Source organism: Catenovulum sediminis (genome assembly GCF_007289895.1).
Taxonomy (GTDB): domain Bacteria; phylum Pseudomonadota; class Gammaproteobacteria; order Enterobacterales; family Alteromonadaceae; genus Catenovulum; species Catenovulum sediminis.
In genome coordinates, this window is sequence record NZ_CP041660.1 from 3142770 (window position 1) to 3168030 (window position 25261).

At 41.8% G+C, this 25261-nt stretch carries 12 protein-coding genes, 2 tRNA genes, 3 rRNA genes and 1 pseudogene; 13 read left to right on the forward strand and 5 right to left on the reverse strand.

Annotation, left to right across the window (positions count from 1 at the left end):
• Positions 1-57: 57 nt before the first annotated feature.
• Complete coding sequence (locus FNT16_RS13365; protein WP_143872047.1) at positions 58-816, reverse strand: outer membrane protein assembly factor BamD; 759 nt, start codon at positions 814-816, stop codon at positions 58-60.
• Positions 817-937: 121 nt separating this feature from the next.
• Here FNT16_RS13365 and rluD point away from each other — a divergent pair, with 121 nt between their 5' ends.
• From rluD to murD, 11 genes and pseudogenes are all read left to right on the forward strand, one after another.
• Positions 938-1915, forward strand: a complete 978-nt coding sequence (rluD, locus tag FNT16_RS13370) for a 23S rRNA pseudouridine(1911/1915/1917) synthase RluD (RefSeq protein WP_143872048.1) — start codon at positions 938-940, stop codon at positions 1913-1915.
• A 1-nt stretch (position 1916) separates the two neighbouring features.
• Complete coding sequence (gene pgeF, locus FNT16_RS13375; protein ID WP_143872049.1) at positions 1917-2645, forward strand: peptidoglycan editing factor PgeF; 729 nt, start codon at positions 1917-1919, stop codon at positions 2643-2645.
• Between the two features lie 76 nt (positions 2646-2721).
• A pseudogene (clpB, locus tag FNT16_RS13380) lies at positions 2722-5300 on the forward strand (ATP-dependent chaperone ClpB).
• 63 nt (positions 5301-5363) lie between these two features.
• Positions 5364-6134 (forward strand): CDP-diacylglycerol--serine O-phosphatidyltransferase, encoded by a 771-nt coding sequence (pssA, locus tag FNT16_RS13385; protein ID WP_143872050.1) that lies wholly within the window; start codon positions 5364-5366, stop codon positions 6132-6134.
• A gap of 526 nt (positions 6135-6660) precedes the next feature.
• A 16S ribosomal RNA gene (locus FNT16_RS13390) occupies positions 6661-8188 on the forward strand.
• 107 nt (positions 8189-8295) lie between these two features.
• Positions 8296-8372 (forward strand) — tRNA-Ile (locus FNT16_RS13395).
• Positions 8373-8581: 209 nt separating this feature from the next.
• Positions 8582-8657: transfer RNA gene (locus tag FNT16_RS13400), tRNA-Ala, on the forward strand.
• A 242-nt stretch (positions 8658-8899) separates the two neighbouring features.
• Positions 8900-11775: ribosomal RNA gene (locus FNT16_RS13405) — 23S ribosomal RNA — on the forward strand.
• An 88-nt stretch (positions 11776-11863) separates the two neighbouring features.
• Positions 11864-11977 (forward strand): 5S ribosomal RNA (gene rrf / locus FNT16_RS13410).
• Together the 16S, 23S and 5S rRNA genes with 2 tRNA genes alongside form the textbook arrangement of a ribosomal RNA operon.
• A 1068-nt stretch (positions 11978-13045) precedes the next feature.
• Positions 13046-14395 (forward strand): MurL-like N-terminal domain-containing, encoded by a 1350-nt coding sequence (locus FNT16_RS13415; RefSeq protein WP_143872051.1) that lies wholly within the window; start codon positions 13046-13048, stop codon positions 14393-14395.
• A complete protein-coding gene (gene murD / locus FNT16_RS13420) occupies positions 14388-15719 on the forward strand; it encodes a UDP-N-acetylmuramoyl-L-alanine--D-glutamate ligase (RefSeq protein WP_143872052.1) in 1332 nt (443 codons plus the stop codon). Before FNT16_RS13415 ends, murD begins: the two co-directional genes overlap by 8 nt.
• On the opposite strand, the gene FNT16_RS13425 is transcribed toward murD, so the two are convergent.
• Entirely contained in the window at positions 15694-16593 is a 900-nt protein-coding gene (locus tag FNT16_RS13425; protein WP_143872053.1) for a CPBP family intramembrane glutamic endopeptidase, read from the reverse strand. The two genes, murD and FNT16_RS13425, sit on opposite strands and share 26 nt — an antisense overlap.
• A gap of 25 nt (positions 16594-16618) precedes the next feature.
• Positions 16619-19741, reverse strand: coding sequence for a DEAD/DEAH box helicase (locus FNT16_RS13430; protein ID WP_143872054.1), 3123 nt, complete (start codon positions 19739-19741; stop codon positions 16619-16621).
• A gap of 182 nt (positions 19742-19923) precedes the next feature.
• On the opposite strand from FNT16_RS13430, the gene srmB reads away from it, so the two are divergent.
• Complete coding sequence (srmB, locus tag FNT16_RS13435; protein ID WP_143872055.1) at positions 19924-21174, forward strand: ATP-dependent RNA helicase SrmB; 1251 nt, start codon at positions 19924-19926, stop codon at positions 21172-21174.
• A 119-nt stretch (positions 21175-21293) separates the two neighbouring features.
• Here srmB and FNT16_RS13440 read toward each other — a convergent pair whose 3' ends face one another.
• On the reverse strand, positions 21294-22574 hold the full coding sequence (locus FNT16_RS13440; protein ID WP_143872056.1) for an ammonium transporter: 1281 nt from the start codon (positions 22572-22574) through the stop codon (positions 21294-21296).
• 48 nt (positions 22575-22622) lie between these two features.
• On the reverse strand, positions 22623-22961 hold the full coding sequence (locus FNT16_RS13445) for a P-II family nitrogen regulator (protein WP_143872057.1): 339 nt from the start codon (positions 22959-22961) through the stop codon (positions 22623-22625).
• A gap of 353 nt (positions 22962-23314) precedes the next feature.
• On the opposite strand from FNT16_RS13445, the gene acs reads away from it, so the two are divergent.
• Entirely contained in the window at positions 23315-25258 is a 1944-nt protein-coding gene (acs, locus tag FNT16_RS13450; protein WP_143872058.1) for an acetate--CoA ligase, read from the forward strand.
• The last annotated feature ends 3 nt before the right edge of the window (positions 25259-25261 follow it).

Genomic DNA, 25261 nt, shown 5'->3' on the forward strand with positions numbered 1-25261 from the left:
AATACATAACAAAACAAGGGCGTAAACAGCCCTTATTTTGTTAGTTGGCTGCAAGCTTTAATTGACAAGTGGGTTATTCGGATAATTTAATTTTAATACTTGATAGGTGTTTTGATACAAATCATCTAATTCAAGTTGTCTGTAGCTTTCAAGCATCATCTCCAGTGCGTTTTCTACCTGCTGTGTGTCGCCTAAGTTTTCCAGCACATATTTAGCTCGGTTGGCGGAAGCAACATAAGCACCACGACGCATATAATACTCGGCAACGGCTAATTCACTTTTAGCGATAAAGTCTTTGACAAAAACCATACGTTGTTTTGCATCAGCTGCATATTTACTTTGTGGGTACTGAGTCACAATTGTGTTGAAGTCATTAAAGGCTTCTCTGTGCTCTGTAATATCGCGATCAAACCTGTCAATACCTACCATTTCTTGTAGCGAATTTTTAGCAGCTTTCATATTTGTTAAACCGCGCATATAGTGCACATAATCTATGTCAGTATGTGTTGGGTTTAACTTGATAAATCGGTCTATAGAAGCTAGTGCTTGGCTTGTATTGTCTGTTTTATAATAGCTATATATCAAATCTAGCTGAATTTGATGAGAGTAGGGTCCAAACGGAAAACTGGCATCTAGAGCAGATAGAATTTCAGATGCTCGAACATAGTTACCCTGTACCAACAAATCTTTAGCTTCCAGATATTGCGCTTCAACTGCATTTTGCTCAGCAACAACGACTTCATCAGGCGTATTTGAACAACCTGCTAATACGCTTAATGCCAATGATGTGGCGATTAGGGTTCGCTTAAAGTTCAACTTGACTCCCTCTTTATTAAAATATTATGAGTTCACCCGCATAACGCGGTACAATCAACAAATTCGTGCATTCTAACCTAGGGTGAGTAAACTTGCACAGATTTATCGGTTTTACAATATTATGACAATAGAAACTATTACATTATCGGGCGTCTTGCCTGAAAACGCGATTGGTAGTCGGTTAGATCAGGCAATTTCAGAATTGTTCCCTGAATATTCTCGATCGAAACTAAAAGAATGGCTATTAGCCGGCAATATAACTGTTGATGGGGTAGTCATTACTAAACCCAGAGAGAAAGTATTGGGCGGCGAATTAATCCAGATTGAAGCTGAAAAAAAGGTAGAAGTTAAAGCGCCTGCACAGCCGATTGAATTGAATATCGTATATGAAGACGAAGATATTCTTGTGATCAACAAACCGGCCAACTTGGTAGTTCACCCAGGAGCGGGTAACCCAGCGGGTACAATATTAAATGCGTTATTACATCATTACCCACAAATTGAACAGGTGCCACGTGCGGGCATTGTGCATCGTTTAGATAAAGATACTACTGGCTTAATGGTTGTTGCAAAAAACTTGACGGCGCAAACTTCTTTAGTTGCTCAATTACAAGAAAAAATAGTAACGCGTGAATATGAGGCAGTTGTTAACGGTACGATGACCGCCGGTGGTATTGCGGATTATCCAATTGGTCGACATCCGACTAAACGTACGATCCAAGCTGTCGTGCCTGAAGGTAAACCTGCGGTGACCCATTTTCGAGTCGCCGAAAAATATCGTGCGCATACGCGACTTCGATTGCGTTTGGAAACGGGTCGTACACACCAAATTCGTGTTCATATGGCACACCTTAAACATCCGTTAGTCGGTGATTTTAGTTATGGTGGCAGAGTGCGACCGCCTAAAGCAGCTGATGAAATTGTCATCGACACGCTAAGAGCATTTCGCCGTCAGGCGCTGCACGCGGCTATCTTAGAGTTAGAACATCCCGCGACAGGTGAATGGATGCAGTTTGAAGCGCCAGTGCCAGAGGATATGGTAAATTTGTCATCTGTTTTACGAGACGATACGAAAAAGCACGGTTTAAAAGATTACTAAAATGCGCTTTTATACTCCAAGTTGGCCTGCTCCGCATCATGTAGTGGCATTGCAAACGTGTCGTCAGGGTGGTTTTAGTTTGCCTCCGTATAATAGTTTGAATTTAGCGACGCATGTCAAAGATGCACGAGAAACGGTAATGCGTAACCGTGCTCTTTTACCTTTACCCAAGTCTGTAGGTTGGCTCAATCAGACACATAGTGATATCTGTATTGAGTTACCCTGTAAAGATTTAGCTAAACCTGCGGACGCATCATATACTTATTTAGCAGAGCAAGTTTGTGTTGTCTTAACTGCGGATTGTCTACCCGTTTTACTGACAAATAAGTCAGGAGATTTTGTGGCTGCAGTCCATTGCGGTTGGCGTGGGCTGGCAAATGGTTTGTTAGCGAATACTTTAACGGCAATAAATTGTAATCGTCAGGATTTGCTGGTGTGGCTAGGCCCTGCAATTGGCCCCAGTGCATTTGAAGTGGGCGATGATGTTTATCAATTTTTTATGCAACAAGATCCGCTTTACAATAAAGCGTTTAAATCACAATCAATCGAAGGTAAGTTTTTAGCTAATATTTATGATTTGGCAAAAATACAACTTAGGCAACTAGGTGCCCATAATATCTACTCTGATGAACTATGCACATATACCCAGTCTAGCCAATATTTTTCTTTTCGGCGGGATGGACAAACAGGTCGACAAGCCAGTTTCATTTGGATGAAAAATTCATACTAAAGGCCTTAGATAGCTTGATATTTGCGTGGCGAGCACCCATTTTTTATTTAACTTAACAGATTAGAGTGGGACCGTTATGCGATTAGATAAATTAACCAGCCAATTCCAAATAGCAATATCAGATGCTCAATCTTTAGCTTTAGGCCGAGATCATCAATATATTGAACCTACACATTTAATGTATGCTTTGTTGAATCAAGATGCTGGCTCTATTCGCAGTATATTGAATCAAGCGGGTGTCAATTTAACTTCGCTACGTTCACAATTAGCTGAAGTGTTGGAAAAAATGCCCAAAGTGGAAGGCGCCGGCGCAGATGTTCAGCTTTCTCGTAATATGATTAGTTTACTCAATCTATCAGATAAGCTCGCGCAAAAAAGAAAAGATAAGTTTATTTCATCCGAAATATTTGTGCTTGCTGCAATTGAAGACAACGGGGATCTCGGACGTATTCTTAAAAACTTAGGTCTGAACAAAGCCAGTTTAGAAAAAGCAATCGACAGCGTGCGGGGTGGACAAAATGTGGATGACCCTAATGCTGAAGAAAAGCGCCAAGCACTTGAGAAATTTACATTAGATTTAACCGCTCGGGCCGAGCAAGGCAAGCTTGATCCTGTTATTGGTCGAGATGAAGAAATTCGTCGCACGGTACAGGTACTTCAGCGAAGAACTAAAAACAACCCAGTTTTGATTGGCGAGCCGGGAGTCGGTAAAACTGCAATCGTAGAAGGTTTAGCGCAACGTATTGTCAATGGTGAGGTTCCGGAGGGGCTAAAACATAAGAGAGTTCTATCTTTAGATATGGGCGCCCTAGTTGCCGGTGCTAAGTATCGAGGTGAATTTGAAGAAAGGTTAAAATCTGTATTAAACGAATTGGCTAAAGAAGAAGGACAAGTCATTTTGTTTATTGACGAGTTACATACTATGGTGGGAGCAGGAAAAGGCGACGGTGCTATGGACGCCGGTAATATGTTAAAACCTGCACTTGCTCGAGGTGAACTGCATTGTGTTGGTGCAACCACACTTGATGAATATCGTCAATATATTGAAAAAGATGCGGCACTAGAACGTCGTTTTCAAAAAGTTTTGGTGGAACAGCCCAGTGTAGATGACACTATTGCTATTTTACGTGGATTGAAAGAAAGATATGAACTGCATCACTCAGTTGAGATCACCGATCCAGCAATTGTCGCTGCAGCGTCACTGTCACATCGTTATATTGCCGATCGACAATTGCCAGACAAGGCAATAGATCTAATTGACGAAGCGGCATCTAGCATTCGTATGCAAATTGATTCCAAGCCAGAAGATTTAGATCGCTTAGAGCGTCGCATTATCCAATTAAAATTGGAGCAGCAGGCATTACAAAAAGAGCGAGATGAAGCAAGTAAAAAGCGTTTACAAATATTGGAAGATGAAATCCATAGTAATGAGGAAAAGTTTGCCGAACTTGATGAAATATGGAACGCTGAAAAAGCAGCACTGCAAGGTACACAGAACATAAAAGGTGACTTGGAGCAAGCAAGGTTAGATCTCGATATTGCTCGACGCGCAGGTGACTTGAGTCGTATGTCCGAATTGCAATACGGTAAAATACCGGCTTTGGAGCGTCAACTAGATTTAGCTGTGCAAGCAGAGATGCAAGACATGAGTTTGCTAAAACATATGGTAACTGAAACCGAAATAGCAGATGTATTATCTCGTTGGACAGGGATCCCCGTTGCTAAAATGCTTGAAGGAGAGAGAGATAAATTACTACGTATGGAAGATGAATTACATAAAAGAGTGGTTGGACAGCATGAAGCAGTCTCTTCTGTTGCAAATGCGATACGTCGTTCACGTGCAGGTCTCGCTGATCCAAATAGACCAATAGGTTCTTTTTTATTCCTTGGTCCAACGGGGGTAGGTAAGACAGAATTATGTAAATCGTTAGCAAATTTCTTGTTCGATTCTGAAGCGTCCATGGTACGGATTGATATGTCTGAATTTATGGAAAAACACTCAGTTTCCCGCTTACTCGGGGCACCTCCAGGATATGTCGGATATGAAGAGGGGGATATCTAACAGAGGCCGTAAGAAGACGTCCGTATTCAGTGATTTTATTAGATGAAGTAGAAAAAGCACATCCTGATGTGTTCAATATATTACTGCAACTGCTTGATGATGGTCGATTAACCGACGGTCAAGGACGAACGGTTGATTTTAAAAATACCGTGATTATCATGACTTCAAATTTAGGCTCGGATATTATTCAAGATAAATTTTCTACAGCCTCGTATAATGAAATGCGTGATTCTGTAATGCAAATTGTCGGCACTCATTTTAGACCTGAGTTTATTAATCGTATTGACGAAACTGTTGTATTCCATCCCTTGGAAATGGAGCAGATTAAAAATATTGCTAAAATTCAATTGCGAGGACTGCAACAACGTTTAGAGCAAAAAGGATATAAATTTAAAGTGCATGATCGAGCATTAAACAAAATTGCTGCAGTTGGTTTTGATCCTGTATTTGGTGCTCGGCCACTAAAACGTGCAATACAACATGAAATTGAAAATCCACTTGCTCAAGACTTGTTAGCAGGTAGACTATCATTTGAAAAAACCATTGTTGTTGATGAGAAAGATGATAAATTAGTCTTTTTATCAAAAACATAATGATACCTGTGAAATGGGAGCCACAGGAGATTGTCGGCTCCTTATTAACTATTTAGAGAACCTATGTCTGAGAATAATGAAACAATAAAAAGCCGCAATAAAGGGATTTATTTACTTCCTAATTTATTAACTACTGCTGGCTTATTTTCTGGATTTTATGCAGTGATTGCTTCGATGAACAATCAATTTGAAAGTGCTGCAGTCGCAATTTTTGTTGCTATGATATTTGATGCCTTAGATGGGCGGGTCGCTCGGATGACTCATACTCAAAGTGCTTTTGGTGCTGAATATGACAGTATGGCCGATATGGTATCTTTTGGTATTGCACCAGCATTGGTGGCTTATAATTGGGCATTAGCTGATTTAGGTAAAATTGGTTGGTTAGCTGCTTTTATATTTACTGCTGGAGCAGCGTTAAGACTGGCGCGTTTTAACACGACAATTGATACGGCTGATAAACGCTATTTTAAAGGTCTAGCAAGTCCAGCAGCAGCTGCTGTTGTAGCGGGTATGGTTTGGTTGGGTGCTGACCATGAACTTAATCCAGATTCTTTTGGCTTCGTAGCTGTATTAATTACCGTATTAACAGGTCTGCTAATGGTTAGTAACTTCCGATATAGTTCATTCAAAGAGGTAGATTGGAAAGCAAGCGTGCCCTTTATTGCTATATTATTAGTTGTACTTGTATTTGTAGTGGTAGCGACAGAGCCGGCTTTAGTTTTATTTAGCTTGTTTTCTTTATATGCGCTTTCTGGGCCGGTTATTACATACAGAAGTGTTAAAGAACTAAAAACAAAAGATATTGTTGATTCTGACAAAAGTACGGACGATTAAGCTAGTTTTTGGTCAAATTTGGGTTTGAGTGCCTATTACTTAAACCCATTTCAATCAAAATATCCTCTTAACACTTCTTTTTACTATGATAACGACAGTAAACGTCTAATTATTCAGCTTTTTGTTTAAATACCAATCAAATAAAAAATAAATTTAAATTTTCTGATAAAAAGCATTGACGGGTTTTAATTAGTCCCTATAATGCGCCCCCACAACGCAGCGACACGGCAACAAGCAAACAGCTTAAAAGCCAACTCAAAGCGCCAAAGTTGAAAAGCAAAACATTAAACGAAAGTGAGATATATAAAGGCTTGACAACGAAAATGAGAAGCGTAAGATACGCGCCTCACTGAAACGGACTAACGGTTCGAACTTCAGAAAACGTTCTTTAAAAATTAGTAACCTTATTATTTATCTGTGTGGGCACTCGCATAGTTTGAATAGATACAAAATATTCAATCTAGTGAAGTGACTACTGTTAATTCAGAATGTTAAATCAGTAAGATTGAGACAAAGATTAAAACTTTCTATGAAGAGTTTGATCATGGCTCAGATTGAACGCTGGCGGCAGGCCTAACACATGCAAGTCGAGCGGAAACGATGAGAGCTTGCTCTCAGGCGTCGAGCGGCGGACGGGTGAGTAATGCTTGGGGATCTGCCTTGTTGTGGGGGATAACCATTGGAAACGATGGCTAATACCGCATAATACCTACGGGTTAAAGGGGGCTTTGGCTCCTGCGACGAGATGAACCCAAGTGAGATTAGCTTGTTGGTGAGGTAATGGCTCACCAAGGCGACGATCTCTAGCTGGTCTGAGAGGATGGTCAGCCACACTGGGACTGAGACACGGCCCAGACTCCTACGGGAGGCAGCAGTGGGGAATATTGCACAATGGGGGAAACCCTGATGCAGCCATGCCGCGTGTGTGAAGAAGGCCTTCGGGTTGTAAAGCACTTTCAGTCAGGAGGAAAGGGTTATGGTTAATACCCATTATCTGTGACGTTACTGACAGAAGAAGCACCGGCTAACTCCGTGCCAGCAGCCGCGGTAATACGGAGGGTGCAAGCGTTAATCGGAATTACTGGGCGTAAAGCGCACGTAGGTGGATTGATAAGTTGGATGTGAAAAACCGGGGCTCAACCTCGGCTGTGCATTCAAAACTGTCAGTCTAGAGTAAGGGAGAGGGGGGTAGAATTCCAGGTGTAGCGGTGAAATGCGTAGAGATCTGGAGGAATACCGGTGGCGAAGGCGGCCCCCTGGCCCATTACTGACACTGAGGTGCGAAAGCGTGGGTAGCGAACAGGATTAGATACCCTGGTAGTCCACGCCGTAAACGATGTCTACTTGTTGTTTGTGTCTTTAAGACGTGAGTAACGAAGCTAACGCGCTAAGTAGACCGCCTGGGGAGTACGGCCGCAAGGTTAAAACTCAAATGAATTGACGGGGGCCCGCACAAGCGGTGGAGCATGTGGTTTAATTCGATGCAACGCGAAGAACCTTACCATCCCTTGACATCCACAGGATTAAGCAGAGATGCTTAAGTGCCTTCGGGAACTGTGAGACAGGTGCTGCATGGCTGTCGTCAGCTCGTGTTGTGAAATGTTGGGTTAAGTCCCGCAACGAGCGCAACCCTTATCCTTAGTTACCAGCCTTAAGTTGGGGACTCTAAGGAGACTGCCGGTGACAAACCGGAGGAAGGTGGGGACGACGTCAAGTCATCATGGCCCTTACGGGATGGGCTACACACGTGCTACAATGGACAGTACAGAGGGCAGCTAACTTGCGAGAGTACGCGAATCCCTTAAAGCTGTTCGTAGTCCGGATTGGAGTCTGCAACTCGACTCCATGAAGTCGGAATCGCTAGTAATCGCAGATCAGAATGCTGCGGTGAATACGTTCCCGGGCCTTGTACACACCGCCCGTCACACCATGGGAGTGGGCTGCAAAAGAAGTAGGTAGCTTAACATTGGGCGCTTACCACTTTGTGGTTCATGACTGGGGTGAAGTCGTAACAAGGTAGCCCTAGGGGAACCTGGGGCTGGATCACCTCCTTAACGATGCTATTTAAATATGCAGAGTGTTCACACAGATAAATAAAGGTTACTACAAAGAAAGACTTCGTAAGGTCAAAGCTTGAACATAGTGAAGGCTAACCTGATTTAGGTCTGTAGCTCAGCTGGTTAGAGCGCACCCCTGATAAGGGTGAGGTCGGCAGTTCAAGTCTGCCCAGACCTACCAATAACATAGGTTGAAAACGTTAGAGCGCACCCCGTTCTTAATGTTAGCGGTGAGAGTCGGCTTGGTTATTTCAAGTCTGCCCAGACCTACCAAATTTAAAGATATACTGCATTGTTTTAATCGTCGTTTAGTAAACTAAACGTCCTCATAAAACGCCTTGTCTATCTTTAAATAGATAAAAAGACCTTATGTAAAAGCGAAAAGAATATGGGGCTATAGCTCAGCTGGGAGAGCGCCTGCCTTGCACGCAGGAGGTCAGCAGTTCGATCCTGCTTAGCTCCACCAAATTCCAAACGCACAAACGCACAAACGAAGTCAGGCTGACAGAAGCCAAACAAAATAATTGAAGAGAACGCAATTATCTTGTTTGGTTTTTTTTACCGAAAAAGCCAACGCTCTTTAAAAATCTGGACAGTAGTAAAAAAGTTAAATGCGTTGAAAAAAACGAGTTTAATCAAGTAAGACCATAGTATTCAATCAACGTAAAAGCGTTTAATGATACGATTCGATAAACATTCGGGTTGTATGGTTAAGTGACTAAGCGTACACGGTGGATGCCTTGGCAATTGGAGGCGATGAAGGACGTGTTAATCTGCGATAAGCTGTGACGAGTCGATAAAAGACGCATGAGTTACAGATTTCCGAATGGGGCAACCCACCCTTTTAGGGTATCTTGCACTGAATACATAGGTGTAAGAAGCGAACCGGGAGAACTGAAACATCTAAGTACCCCGAGGAAAAGAAATCAACCGAGATTCCCTAAGTAGCGGCGAGCGAAAGGGGAAGAGCCGATGATAAATGAATTAGTAGAATGAGCTGGAAAGCTCAGCCATAGTAGGTGATAGCCCTGTATATGAAGATTCATTAATCACGTATTAAGTAGGTCGGGACACGTGTTATCTTGACTGAAGACGGGGGGACCATCCTCCAAGGCTAAATACTCCCAATTGACCGATAGTGAACCAGTACCGTGAGGGAAAGGCGAAAAGAACCCCTGTGAGGGGAGTGAAATAGAACCTGAAACCGTGTACGTACAAGCAGTGGGAGCAGACTTGTTCTGTGACTGCGTACCTTTTGTATAATGGGTCAGCGACTTATATTTAGTAGCAAGGTTAACCGAATAGGGTAGCCGTAGCGAAAGCGAGTGTTAACTGCGCGTAGAGTTGCTAGGTATAGACCCGAAACCCGGCGATCTACCCATGGGCAGGTTGAAGGTTGAGTAACATCAACTGGAGGACCGAACCGACTAATGTTGAAAAATTAGCGGATGACTTGTGGGTCGGAGTGAAAGGCTAATCAAGCCGGGAGATAGCTGGTTCTCCCCGAAAGCTATTTAGGTAGCGCCTCGGACGAACACCTACGGGGGTAGAGCACTGTTAAGGCTAGGGGGTCATCCCGACTTACCAACCCTTTGCAAACTCCGAATACCGTAGAGTGCTATCCGGGAGACACACGGTGGGTGCTAACGTCCATCGTGAAGAGGGCAACAACCCAGACCGCCAGCTAAGGTCCCAAATGCTTATTAAGTGGGAAACGATGTGGGAAGGCTTAGACAGCTAGGAGGTTGGCTTAGAAGCAGCCACCCTTTAAAGAAAGCGTAATAGCTCACTAGTCGAGTCGGCCTGCGCGGAAGATGTAACGGGGCTAAATAAGCAACCGAAGCTGCGGATTTGAACGTAAGTTCAAGTGGTAGGGGAGCGTTCTGTAAGCTGTTGAAGGTGAACTGAGAAGTTTGCTGGAGGTATCAGAAGTGCGAATGCTGACATGAGTAACGATAAAGGGGGTGAAAAACCCCCTCGCCGAAAGACCAAGGTTTCCTGTCCCATGCTAATCAGGGCAGGGTAAGTCGGCCCCTAAGGTGAGGGCGAAAGCCGTAATCGATGGGAAACGGGTTAATATTCCCGTACTTTTAATAACTGCGATGGAGAGACGGAGAAGGCTAAACTGGCTTGGTGATGGTTATCCAAGTGAAAGTAAGTAGGCTGGTGTTCTAGGCAAATCCGGAACACTAAGGCTGAGATACGAGACGAGACACTAAGGTGTTGAAGTAGTTGATGCCCGGCTTCCAGGAAAATCTTCTAAGCTTCAGGTTATTAAGAACCGTACCCCAAACCGACACAGGTGGTCAGGTAGAGAATACTAAGGCGCTTGAGAGAACCCGGGTGAAGGAACTAGGCAAAATAGTACCGTAACTTCGGGAGAAGGTACGCCACGTTATTGTGAAAGTCTTAACGACTGGAGCGAGAGGTGGTCGAAGTAACCAGGTGGCTGGAACTGTTTATTAAAAACACAGCACTGTGCAAAATCGAGAGATGACGTATACGGTGTGACACCTGCCCGGTGCCGGAAGGTTAATTGATGGGGTTAGCGTAAGCGAAGCTCTTGATCGAAGCCCCGGTAAACGGCGGCCGTAACTATAACGGTCCTAAGGTAGCGAAATTCCTTGTCGGGTAAGTTCCGACCTGCACGAATGGTGTAATCATGGCCACGCTGTCTCCACCCGGGACTCAGTGAAATTGAAATTGCGGTGAAGATGCCGTATACCCGCGGCTAGACGGAAAGACCCCGTGAACCTTTACTACAGCTTGGCAGTGAACATTGAACCTACATGTGTAGGATAGGTGGGAGGCTATGAAGCAGCGTCGCCAGATGTTGTGGAGCCATCCTTGAAATACCACCCTTGTATGTTTGATGTTCTAACGTAGTCCCCTAATCGGGGATGCGGACACTGCCTGGTGGGTAGTTTGACTGGGGCGGTCTCCTCCCAAAGCGTAACGGAGGAGCACGAAGGTTGGCTAAGTACGGTCGGACATCGTACGGTTAGTGCAATGGCATAAGCCAGCTTAACTGCGAGACAGACACGTCGAGCAGGTGCGAAAGCAGGTCATAGTGATCCGGTGGTTCTGAATGGAAGGGCCATCGCTCAACGGATAAAAGGTACTCCGGGGATAACAGGCTGATACCGCCCAAGAGTTCATATCGACGGCGGTGTTTGGCACCTCGATGTCGGCTCATCACATCCTGGGGCTGAAGTCGGTCCCAAGGGTATGGCTGTTCGCCATTTAAAGTGGTACGCGAGCTGGGTTTAGAACGTCGTGAGACAGTTCGGTCCCTATCTGCCGTGGGCGTTTGATAATTGAGGGGGGCTTCTCCTAGTACGAGAGGACCGGAGTGGACGAACCTCTGGTGTTCCGGTTGTTATGCCAATAGCATTGCCGGGTAGCTAAGTTCGGAATCGATAACCGCTGAAAGCATCTAAGCGGGAAGCGAGCCCCGAGATGAGTTGTCACAGACCTTTAAGGTCCTGTAGGGCCCTTGTAGACTACGAGGTTGATAGGTTGGATGTGTAAGTGCTGTGAGGCATTGAGCTAACCAATACTAATTGCCCGTGCGGCTTAACCATACAACGCCGAATGTTTATTGAATATGAATATAAAAGATTAAGCTTGAGCGCATGAGAATTACTACTGTTCGAGATTTAACAGTTTATGCCTGGCGGCGATAGCATTGTGGAACCACCTGATCCATTTCGAACTCAGAAGTGAAACACAATAGCGGCGATGGTAGTGTGGGGTTTCCCATGTGAGAGTAGCACACTGCCAGGCTTCAAATTAGATTGGTTGATAAAATAGATTAAGACAAAAAAATTAATAAAAATTAATCAAAAAGTATTATCAACTGATAAAAGTATATTAAGCCCATCTCGAAAGAGATGGGCTTTTTGCGTTTAGAGCTTAAATATATTGACGAGCTACGAGCTACGAGCTACGAGCTACGAGCTACGAGTGTAGGTCTGTCCTTTAGGGCGACGATGTTTAGGTCGACTATTGTGTATCTTTCATTGTTGGCCTAAAGACCAACCTACACGTGAAGCTAAAGCTGCGATCTACATTTTAGTTATAAGTTTCACTGCAGTGTAGGTCCGCCCTTTAGGGCGACAACTCTAAATTCAGCCATTGTGTAATAACTCTTTGTTGGCCTAGAGACCAACCTACACGTCGAACAAAGGCTGCGATCTACATTTAGCTATAAGTTTCACTGCAGTGTAGGTCCGCCCTTTAGGGCGACGATGTTTAATTCGACTATTGTGTATCTTTCATTGTTGGCCTAAAGACCAACCTACACGTGGAGCTAAAGCTGCGATCTACATTTTAGTTATAAGTTTCACTGCAGTGTAGGTCTGCCTTTTAGGGCGACGATGTTTAGGTCGACTATTGTGTTTCTTTCATTGTTGGCCTAAAGACCAACCTACACGTGGAGCTAAAGCTGCGATCTACATTTAGCTATAAGTTTCACTGCAGTGTAGGTCTGCCTTTTAGGGCGACGATGTTTAATTCGACTATTGTGTATCTTTCATGTTGGCCTAAAGACCAACCTACACGTTGAGCTAGAGCTGCGACCTACATTTTAGCTGTAAGCTTCACTGCAATGTAGGTCTGCCCTTTAGGGCGACCACTCTAAATTCAGTCATTGTGCAATTTTTCTTTGTCGGGCTAAAGCCACGACCTACAATCCGCTCAAAGCTCAAAGCTCAAAGCTCAAAGCTCGAAATTCTTCAATTTTATTATGAATTTCTCTATGCATAGAATCCAATTATTTCGTGAAAATTTCAACGATTTTCGATGGCAGACTTGATAGAATGAACGCTAATATTTGCGAATTGGATATAGCTTTTGATTAGTGCAAACGAGTTTGTTTTTAATGGTTTTTCTCTGATTAAAAATGGCTTTCAGCTTCACTACAAGTTGGGGGCATTGGAATTTAACGAAACCTACACCAGTGAGTTTTTTACTAAAGAAATTCTACTCAAGTTGTCTTCTAGCGAAACGCTGAAAAAAAACTTAGAATACTTAAGTTTAGCAGCAGGGGTGAGTTATTTTAAGCTACAACCGTTTAGTCAGATTCAGTTACAGCACACCAAACTTAACAAAGCCGAATCTGAATTTTTTACTAAATTATATCAAAACGGTTTAGCTGAGTTTGCCTATCGTAATGGCATTGATATTCGACAAGCCTGCCAGTTTCCTTTCGAGTTCACAACCACTTCAGCTAAAAAAACGCTAGCCAAAAAAAGTTTGCAGCAACAAAAGGCACTCGTTTTAATTGGAGGGGGGAAAGATTCATTAGTATCCGTTGAAGCGCTAAAAAAATCAGGTAAAAAGCAGCTATTGTTTGCTGTTAATCCGGCTAAACCTATTTTGGATTGTGTCGAAACCTCAAAGCTTCCTTTTGTTTTTGTTAAACGCCAGTTAGACACAAAATTATTTGAATTAAACGAACAAGGTGCATTAAATGGCCATGTGCCAATCACTGCCATTATTAGTATGTTGGCCGTTATTGTGGCACAGTTGAGTGGTTGCGACTCGGTAATAACATCAAATGAACGTTCTGCAAACGAACCGACTCTGATAGAAGGCAATTGGAAAGTGAACCACCAATACAGCAAATCGCATGAATTTGAACAAGATTTTACTGAAATTATAAATGCAATAGACGCTGTGCAAATTCAATATTTTTCAATTCTCAGAGCCTATTCTGAATATAAAATTGTAGAAAGATTTTTGACATTCAATTTATATGACGAGGTGTTCACCTCCTGTAATAGAGCCTTTAAATTATTCCATGAAAAATCTAAAAAACGCTGGTGTTTAGAATGTCCAAAGTGTCATTTCGTATTCCTGATGTTTGCTGCTCATTGCAACGATACAACAAGAATTATTAAAATCTTTGGAGGTAACCCTCTAAATGAGTTTGATAATCTAAATTCTTTTCGACAGTTAGTGGGCTTAACCAATGGTAAACCATGGGAATGTGTGGGTGAAAAGTTTGAGTCTGCAGTTGCTTTGTATCAAATTTCAGATAAAAATGATTATGCGGACAATCCAATAATCGCCAATATTTTGCCTGAAATTATCAATTTATATGGTTTAGAAAAACTAAGAAAAGGCGCGCAAAAATTATTAACACTTTCAGCCGAGCACAATATACCAGATGAATATTATGAGTGCCTAAACAATGAATAAAATTGTCATTTGGGGGTTTGGCCGAGAAGGGCGCAGCTGTTACAACTATGCCTTGAAGCGTTGGCCAGAAGCGGATATAAAAGTTTTAACTGATGAATACGATATATCTTTATTCAATGAACTTAAAGGTTCCTATATTTTTGGCGAAACTGGTCTTGAACTACTGGCTGCAGGTGATTTTGATCTCATTATCAAAAGCCCCGGAATTAGCCTATATCGTCAAGAATTACAAAAAGCGACAAAAGAAGGTAGCCTCCTCACATCCTCAACCAACCTATGGTTTGAAGAAAATAGAAACGCGAAAACCATTATTGTAAGTGGGACAAAAGGTAAAAGTACTACAGCTAGTTTACTTGCTTATTTAATGCAAAATTTAGGTTTAGATGTAACCCTTGCAGGTAATATTGGTTTGCCTTTATTAGATGTCAAAGCGGGTAAAGACTGGACGATATTAGAACTTTCTTCTTATCAGTTAGCAGACTTTCACGGCCACTGCGATGGATTTATACTGCTCAACTTGTATCAAGAGCACGTCCCTTGGCACACAAGTGCTAAACAATATTTTTATGATAAAACCCGAATATTGCACAAGTCATTAAGTGAATTAGCGGTGATTAACGATAATTCTCATTTATCAAAGCAACTCTCAAAACCATTCAAGGGGCACTTGGTTTCTTTTGGTACAGAACAAGGTTTTAATGTTGTTGATCACAAGCTTTATTTTAAAGATGAAGAGCTTAATCATAACTTTAAGTTAAAAGGCGAGCATAACCTAAAAAACTTAGCTGCGAGTTTAGCATTGATAGATGCCTTAGCACTTAACTGGAAATGTGTGCTGACTAAGCTAAATGGATTTAATGGCTTGGCCCATAGATTACAAGAATTTTACTTTGAAAATGGCATACTTTGCGTAGATGATAGTATATCAACCACCCCTGACTCTACATTGTGCGCGTTGGAAGCCTATCGCGAAAAAGAAATCCACTTAATCCTGGGCGGCACTGAAAGAGCTCAAAACTACGATAAATTTATTACGCACTTAGCGCAATTTAACATTCAACATGTTGTTTTAATTGGCCAAACCGGTAAACGATTAGCGAATGAACTTGCGCAGGCCAAGTGTAAATTCAAATTTGATTGGCGTGTTTATACTTCTTTAGAAGAGGGGATGTCAGCGCTGGCTGAAAAAGTTCAAACGAACCAAAGTATCTTACTTTCCCCTGCCGCACCGAGTTTTGGTTTATTTAAAGATTATCAACATCGCGGAGAAGTATTTATTAAGTTAGCGAATCAATTTTTTAGTGGGCGAGATAAGGATAGCTAAAAAATAAAAAATGCAGCAAGTTAAAGGTAAAGTGCAATAATACGGGTAACAAGATATTTTGCGTTTTGTTGAACGCATAGCCATAAAATAGGCTTAATGCGCATGCTAAAATAGCATAAGCTGCACCGGCGGGAATATGGGCTAGGCCAAATAGTAAACTACTTATTGCGATTGCGATCACTGAACTTTGGGCCTGAAACTTATGTGTTTGAAATTGTGCTTGAAATAAAGCATGTTTGATTTTTTGTTGGATAAAACCTCTAAACAACAGCTCTTCGGCAAAACAGGTGATGATTAAATTTATTAGGATCCACTCAATCCAGAATGTGGGGATTTTAGGTGCAAAATCGATAATTGATAGTTTAAGTGCAAGCAAAAAGACCACAGTAGACAGAGTAAAGAAGGTCATTAGCAGGCTGGCGTAAAATTTATTTGGGTTGTCTTTAATTGTGTGTCTAATGGAGGGCAACAATAAGGATAAATACAAAGCCGCAAGCAGTTTGTCGTAATTAAGGTAAAGTGAATATGTCACGGAGTTTTCACTAAGCGTCACCGAATCAAGGATTTCAAAATTATTAAAGCCGGGCACTATATGAATAATGAGCGCACAACTTACTAGCATCATAATGATGTTCAGTAACGTTCTAAAAGTAAGTGAGATGTTTTTGTTTCGCGCTTGATAAAAGATAGCGGACAAGAGCAGCAAAGGTATAAAAAGCGCGGGTGCAATCCCATCAAGCAGATAGATTGCAAACACTACAGACAAGCAGCCAATCAGGCGGGGCAAGCAGCGCAGCTTTTGACTGCTCGCCATAATCGCAAGGGAAAGTAATAGTAGCGCAATTTGGCTCGTACTGAGCAGAAGTCCGTTCATGAGTACGACCTGATTTTACCTTTTATTAAGCTGATTTAAAAAGTTCTAGCAAGCTATCTGCAGTTAAGTCTTTAATTGAATCAACCGTTTGTTTTGCAAACATGCTTTGATTTAATGACTTTTTATTTTCTTGCATGTTGAGCACTTTTTCTTCAATGGTATCTTCACAAATCAGCTTATAAACAAAGACAGGCTTTTTCTGACCGATACGGTAGGCTCGATCACTGGCCTGAGCTTCTGCGGCAGGATTCCACCATGGATCGTAATGAATCACAGTGTCAGCCGCGGTTAAATTCAAACCCGTACCACCCGCTTTGAGTGATATCAAAAATACGCTGACATGCCCATTTTGAAAGTTATCTATTTGAGTTTGTCGATCTCGCGTTTCGCCTGTTAGTTTCGCATAATCAATTCCCATTTCCTCGAGACGGTCAGAAATTATGTGTAACATTTGAGCAAATTGCGAAAAGATAAGAATGTTGCGCCCTTCTTCGATCATTTCAGGGACAACCTCCATTAAATACTCCAGTTTTGCAGATTGTTGAATATCCTGCGCTGTTTCTAAGTTCAGTAATTGTGGTGCGCAGCAAATTTGCCGGAGTTTAAGTAGGGCATCTAGACATTCCAAATGACTTTTTGCCAAACCTTTAATTTGCAATATATTACGAACTTTGTCTTCCATGCTGACACGAATCGCTTCATACAAGACGCGTTGTTCGTTATCCAACGAGATATGTTTAATAATCTCAGTTTTCTTAGGTAACTCTTTCGCCACTTCTTCCTTGCGGCGACGCAAGACAAATGGATGAATTTTGGTATGCAGTCTTGCTTGAGTATCTACATCGCGAAAATTTTCTATAGGTTTACGATACTCTTTACTGAATTTAGTTTGTGGCCCTAAAAATCCGGGCATCAGAAAATCAAATAATGACCAAAGTTCACCAAGATGATTTTCAATCGGTGTACCACTTAAACACAACCTATGTTTAGAGGTTAACTGTTTGATGTTTTGCGTCATCTGAGCACGTGGATTTTTGATGTTTTGCGCTTCATCTAACACCAACAGTGAAAATGATTTGCTCACTAACTCATCAAAATCACGATTGATCAACGGGTAAGTAGTCACTACAACATCATAACTTTCAATTTCATCCAATACAGTTTGACGTTGATTACCATAAGCAGCCTTAATGTTGAGTTCGGGCGCAAATTTGTTCGCTTCATTGACCCAGTTGCCCACCAAACTAGTTGGACAAATGATGAGAGCCGGTTCGGTTAATAAATCGGCTAAACGCATGTTTTCCAGTAAACACAAAGTTTGCAGCGTTTTACCCAAACCCATATCGTCAGCGAGTATGCCGCCAAAATTATACTCAATCAAAAACATTAACCAGTTTAGACCATGCTGTTGATACGGGCGCAAATTCGCATTGATTGAGTCGGGGACGGGAATTTGTTTTATCCCTTCAAAATCCTGTAGTAACTTTGCAAGCTGTTTTACATGTTGGCCACCAATACACGAATTGATCTCAGGAATTTGGTTGAGTATATGCGCTTGACGGTTGGAAAACTTTGCTTGTTTGTTGTTTGCCTCTTGTAAGATAGCCAAAATAGGTTTTAAAGACTCAATATCTACACGGATAAATTGATGGCGATTCAGTGCAATCTTCACTCGGCCTGTTTGATTTCGCCAATTGTCCGTTTGTTTAAGCCAATTGACTAAGACCGGTATTAAATCAATTTTCTGCCCATCAAAATCAATTTTTAGTCCCAATTTAAACCAGTCATGACTTTCGTTTATCTGGTATTCAAACGTGGGATCTTGTATTACATTAATAGGCTGTACGCCTTCTTCAAATTCAACTTGCCAGCCTTGAGAGCGAAGTAGAGGAAATATTTCTTCAAATATATTTAGCCAAAACTGGTCATAACGAACGCCAATTTCCGAATTATAGAAAAACTCAAAATCTTGGCTTGAACTACTGCCTTTGACATGAGCAAAGCCATACGAATCTAAGAGATAAAATGCTTTTCGTTCGTGACCTGGATTGCGATGAATTTGGATAATTTTTTGATTGCGTTCTATTTGTACAAAGGGTTCATTGACCAAGCTCATTGGAATTTCGTATTCACCATACTTCAGCCTAAACTTAGCAATATAGCCGGCTTCATTTAAACCAATACGTAAAACTGGGGTTAGTTTTTCTTTGACCGATACAATATCTTGGTGAATCGGTAGCTCAAGTTGTAAATCGGCTATTTCACTTTGCTGCCAGCTGGAAAAGGCCAATAATTCTTTCTGGTTTAACGCGGGCAAATTTATCAACTGACTGAGCTGCAATCCTGATAAGTGGGTGTCTATGGTACCTAATGTGCCTTTTTGAACATCTAAATACCAAGGTGTATCTGCCGAAATTAAGAACCAACGTTCCGCTTTTTCCAATTTAATTTGCAGTTTAAATTCATCTGCGCTCGCTTGCCAAAATAATTCTACCTTACGAGGTGCACCATATTTTAGCGGCTTGGTGTGAGTCGATTGCCAATAACAACGTGCGCTTTCAAGTAACTGCGGCAGTGCTTTTGTTGCTGAGCGACCAAGTAAAAGGCGTTTATTCGAGCTAGATGTTTTACAATTTAAATTCAAAGCATCGAAGAGCTCACTATCGTCCTGACTCGTTTTTTTTGTATTTTTTTTTGTATTGGTTGATAGTTGAAGTTGAATTTGTGTAAAACCAGTTGATGGTTCAAGAACCGGTTGCAAGCAAAACTGAACTTGACCAACCCCTTCAGCTTTTAGCTGCGTCTGCGCTTCACTATGTAATTCTTGCAGCTTTTGTATATTTTGTTGCCATTGCGCGAAAGGTCTAACGGGGGATCTATCAATCAATTGTTGCGCTTCAGCGGCTATCAGTGTCGCTACTGCATGCTCACAATGTCCGCTATTCGTACAGGTACATAAGCTCGACAAATCAGCTTTGTCGATAGCAACCCTGTATTGTTGGTTACGCGATTCTACTACGGCTGTCACCGTGTTTAATGATGATATGTGTTTTAGTTTTTTTACTTGATCCTGCAAATATAAGTTTAAACCTTTTTGGTAAATCGCTTCGCCAAATTGTTCTGTTAATTCTGCGTCATATACACTCATTAATACTTTTCGCCTATCCAATTCAATTTAATGCGCATCAGCCAGTCTACCAAACAAATCTGATAAATAGTCAGTTTAATCAGAAATTCATAGAAAAAATTTAGCACAGGCTACAACACTGCTTTACTTAACAGGTGTTCAGGTTAGAATGACCGACTCTTTTTAACAGGTGAGAAAGTATTGTGAATTTTGCTGATTTAGACCTTGATGAATCGTTATTGGCGGCGATTGAAAAACAGAATTACACCAAGCCAACCGTTATCCAACAATTAGCAATTCAACCTGCTCTGGAAGGAAAAGACATTCTAGCTTGTGCGCCAACAGGTACAGGAAAAACCGCTGCTTTTATTTTACCCGCTTTGCAGCATCTTCTGGATTTCCCACGCAAGCGGCAAAACGGGGTCCGCATTTTAATTTTGTCGCCAACTCGAGAGTTGGCGGAGCAAACTTATAAAGTTTCTAAACAACTTAGCGAGTTTACCGAAACGAAGACGGCTATAATAACCGGTGGTATTAATTACGGAAAACATAAAGAAATTTCAGACGGCTGTGTTGATATTTTAGTTGCCACACCCGGCCGCCTTTTAGAGTATATCGACAACGAAACATTTGATTGCCGAGATATAGAATGGCTTGTGTTAGATGAAGCTGATCGCATGTTGGACATGGGCTTTACTTCAATGATTGAACGGATCTCAGATGAAACAGCCAACCGCCAACAAAGTTTGTTATTTTCAGCCACATTAGAAGGTGTTGGGGTAGAGCGATTTGCCAAAAACGTACTACAAGAGCCGGTATTGGTTGAAGCTGATTCACCCCGTAGAGAAAAAGCCAAAATACACCAATGGATTCATCTTTCTGATAGTCGTCCACATAAAATTTCCCAGTTGGTTCATTGGTTGGTAAAAGACGATGTGAAAAAAGCGATTGTTTTTGTCAAAACCAGAGAAAGAGTTGCAGAGCTGTCCGGTCAGTTGGCAACTGCACAAATACCTTGTTGTTGGTTGCAAGGAGATATGCCACAAGATAGGCGGCAGAAAGCAATTAAAGCTTTTTCTTCTGGGCACCGCAATATTATGGTCGCTACCGATGTTGCTGCAAGAGGTCTAGATGTGGCAGATATTACGCACGTATTTAATTTTGATATGCCGCGTACTGCTGATATTTATGTTCATCGCATCGGCCGCACTGGACGCGCGGGCAAAAAAGGTACAGCAATCAGTTTTGTTGAAGCGCACGATATGGAAGTTGTCGGTAAAGTTGAGCGATACATACAAGAAAAACTACCAAGAAGAATGATTGAAGGGTTAGAGCCGAAGCACAAAGAGGCAAAAATCCCGGGTAAAAAGCCCAAGAAGAAGGTCAGAAAATTGGATAAGAAAAAACTGCAAGCTGCTAAGAATAAAAAGAGATTAAAACGTAAAACTGTTTAATCAGTGCAATGCTATTAGAATTAGATTCTCAAAATGCTAAGCTCAAACAAGAATTAAATAACCGGTGAAGCGTAACTTCACCGGTTGATATTTAGTAGCAAGAGGCTTAGCAAAAGCGCTTAAAGGTTATAACCTCGCTCTTCATGGCTCACAATATCCAAACCTTGAATTTCTTGTTCATGGTCAACTCGGATACCTTTGGTCATCAAACCAACTACCTTCAATAAGAAGTAACTCACAATAGCGGTATAGGCAAAAGTTGCAACAATGCCAATACTTTGTACCCCGAGCTGCTGCGCAATGTTTTGGTTGTCACCGCCAAAACCATAACCGCTGAAAATCCCTAGATCAGGCGAACAGAAAATACCTGCTAAGAAAGTGCCTAAAATTCCGCCAACACCGTGCACAGGGAAAACGTCTAATGAATCATCAATTTTCCATTTTTGTTTAATTAAATTGGTACAGTAAAAACATACGATACCCGCACTGATACCAATCACTAAAGAAGCGGCCGGCCCGACAAATCCCGACGCCGGCGTAATTGTACCTAAACCAGCAACCATACCCGTGACAATACCTAACACAGAAGGCTTACCGTATTTTTTCCATTCTAAACCAGCCCAGGTTAAAGATCCCGCAGCGGCTGAAATATGAGTGACTAACATTGCCATCGCTGCGTCACCATTGGCTGCAACAGCACTACCACCATTAAAGCCAAACCAGCCGACCCACAACATACCTGCACCAGCAACAGTCATTGTTAAGTTGTGCGGTATTAAGTTTGCACTACCAAACCCGTGCCGATTTTTAATAACGATAGCTGCAACTAGGGCCCCAACACCTGCAGTGATGTGTACGACCGTACCCCCTGCAAAATCTAACATGCCCATTTCGGCCAACCAACCGCCGCCCCAAACCCAGTGGCAAACCGGTAAGTAGACTAAAATCAGCCAACCTGTAGTGAACAGTAATACAGACGAAAACTTCATGCGCTCAGCAAAACCACCTACGATTAACGCGGGGGTAATAATTGCAAATGTCATTTGGAAGATAAAAAACAATGGTTCAGGCAAGGTGCCCGATACGCTGTCTTTGCCAACGCCATTTAAAAAGGCTTTTGAAAAATCACCGATAAAAGCGTTGCCTTCGCCAAATGCTAAGCTATAGCCAAAAGCTAACCAAACAATAGAGGCTAGGCAGGCAATGGCAAAACATTGCATCAGTACGGAGAGAACATTTTTACTTCTGACTAAACCCGCGTAAAAAAATGATAAGCCGGGTAGTGTCATAAAAAGAACTAGCGCTGTAGCAGTAAGAATCCAAGCGGTATCCGCTTTGTCAATTGTGTCGGCAAAAGCAGACATAGGCAGTAAAAGCAAAAGGGCTAATAAAGCTCGCATTTTTCGTTTCCTGTTTGAAGTGTTGAGTAGTTAAAGTGTGTAAAGGTATTAAATTGCGTCGTTGCCTTGCTCACCCGTGCGTATTCTGACAGTTTGTATCACATCAGATACAAAAATCTTACCGTCGCCAATTTTATTCGTACGGGCCGCATTAATAATGGTATCAATAACCGTATCAACGCGATCAGAATCTACAACTATTTCGAGTTTGGTTTTTAAAACAAAATCAACGGTATATTCAGAGCCGCGGTATAATTCAACATGACCTTTTTGACGACCAAATCCTTTTACTTCACAAACCGTCATGCCTTTAACGTCTATCTCACTCAATGCAGAGCGAACTTCATCTAATTTATGGGGCTTTATAATTGCTGTAATTTTTTTCATTTTGATGGCTCTATTTTTAAGTTAATACGTCCACTTGGAAATCACCAATTCGGAGCGAAGGATAGCAGAAAAAGCACTTTTGTGGATCAAATTGGAATGAAAAGGTTAATTTATTGAATTAATTTGATGCAAATAAATAATTTTATGCTTTAAAAAAGCACATTGGTAGAAGATAACAAGTCGTTATTTAGCTGAGATTGTATTTGCTGGAATCATTCATCTTGTTTATATTCAAAACTAATTGAAACTATTTTCAAATGACTTTTGAGTCTCGACAGCTACCGTTAACGCACAGTAGTATGTTTAAAAAATGTTAAGTGAACTCAGGCACGCGTAAATTTCATGGAGAACTTATGATAAACGAACGTTACCCAATACCGTCTAACATCGCACAAAGTTGTAAAATTGACGATGCGACTTATCAAGCAATGTATAAACAATCAATTGAAAATCCAGAAAGTTTTTGGGCGGAGCAGGGAAAGCGCTTAGATTGGATTAAACCTTATAGCAAAGTAAAAAACACCAGTTATGAAGCAGGGCAGGTAAACATTAAATGGTTCGAAGATGGCCAGTTAAATGCCTGTTACAACTGTATCGATAGGCACTTACCTGAAAAAGCCAATCAGGTGGCTTTGATATGGGAAGGGGATTCGCCAGAAAATGATTTTAAAGTGACGTATCAGGAGTTACACGATAATGTCGCTCGACTTGCAAATGGCTTGAAAAAATTAGGTATTCAAAAAGGTGACAGCGTCGCTATATATATGCCAATGATATGTGAAGCGATTTATGCAATGTTGGCTTGTGCCCGTATCGGTGCTGTGCATTCTGTTATCTTTGGTGGTTTTTCGCCAAATGCAATTGCTGACCGTATCGTGAATTGCAATGCGAAGGCGATTATTACAGCCGACGAAAGTCGCCGAGGTGGTAAAAATGTACCACTTAAGAAAAATGTTGATGAAGCATTAGCACGTAAAGATGTCACTAGCATTGAGCACTGCATTGTCTATAAAAATACTGGCGCGGAAATTAACTGGTCATCTAACGTCGATATATGGGCGGGGGAGCTTACTGAAAACCTACCGGCGTTCTGTGAGCCAGAGATTATGGATGCTGAAGATCCATTATTTATTCTCTATACATCTGGCTCAACGGGGCAGCCAAAAGGCGTGTTACATACAACGGGAGGGTATCTGGTTTACGCAGCAATGACTCATGAATACGTCTTTGATTACCATGAAGGGGATGTTTATTGGTGTGCTGCCGATGTCGGTTGGATAACAGGCCATAGTTACATAGTATATGGCCCTTTGGCGAACGGTGCGACACAAGTGATTTTTGAAGGCGTCCCAACATACCCAAATTGTGGGAGAATCGGGGATGTGGTGGATAAGCATAAAGTCAATATTTTATATACAGCACCGACTGCTATCAGAGCGCTAATGGCAAAAGGTGATGAACCATTTGCCAACAATAAAAGAGATAGTCTGCGGGTTTTAGGCAGTGTCGGGGAACCAATTAACCCAGAAGCATGGGGATGGTACTATAAAAATATTGGCAACAGTAATTGTCCTATTATGGATACTTGGTGGCAGACGGAAACCGGTGGTCATATGATTACGCCTCTACCCGGAGCTATAGAGCTAAAACCAGGCTCAGCAACGCGGCCATTTTTTGGCGTAAAGCCAGCTATAGTTGATGCTCAAGGCAACATTCTTGAGGGTGAGGTAAGTGGAAATTTAGTCATTCTTGATTCATGGCCCGGTCAAGCACGTACTATTTATGGCGATCACCAACGTTTTGAGCAAACCTATTTTAGCACCTACAAAAACATGTATTTTACCGGTGATGGCGCGCGTCGAGACTCTGATGGCTATTATTGGATAACGGGTCGTGTAGATGACGTATTAAATGTTTCAGGGCATCGATTAGGCACAGCAGAAATTGAAAGCGCACTTGTCGCACATCCAACAGTGGCAGAAGCTGCAGTTGTTGGTTTTGCACATGATATCAAAGGTCAAGCCATCTACGCCTATGTGACATTAGTAGAAGGTGCTGAATTTAATGATGAATTGGTCAAAGAGCTTAGAAATTGGGTTCGTACAGAATTAAGTCCTATTGCGAGTCCTGATTTGATTCAATGGGCACCTGGGCTGCCTAAAACACGGTCGGGTAAAATTATGCGCCGTATTTTGCGCAAAATTGCAGCCAATGAACATGAATCGTTAGGCGATACAAGTACATTGGCCGATCCTTCCGTTGTTGATAATTTAATTGAGAAGCGATTAAATAAATAGCCT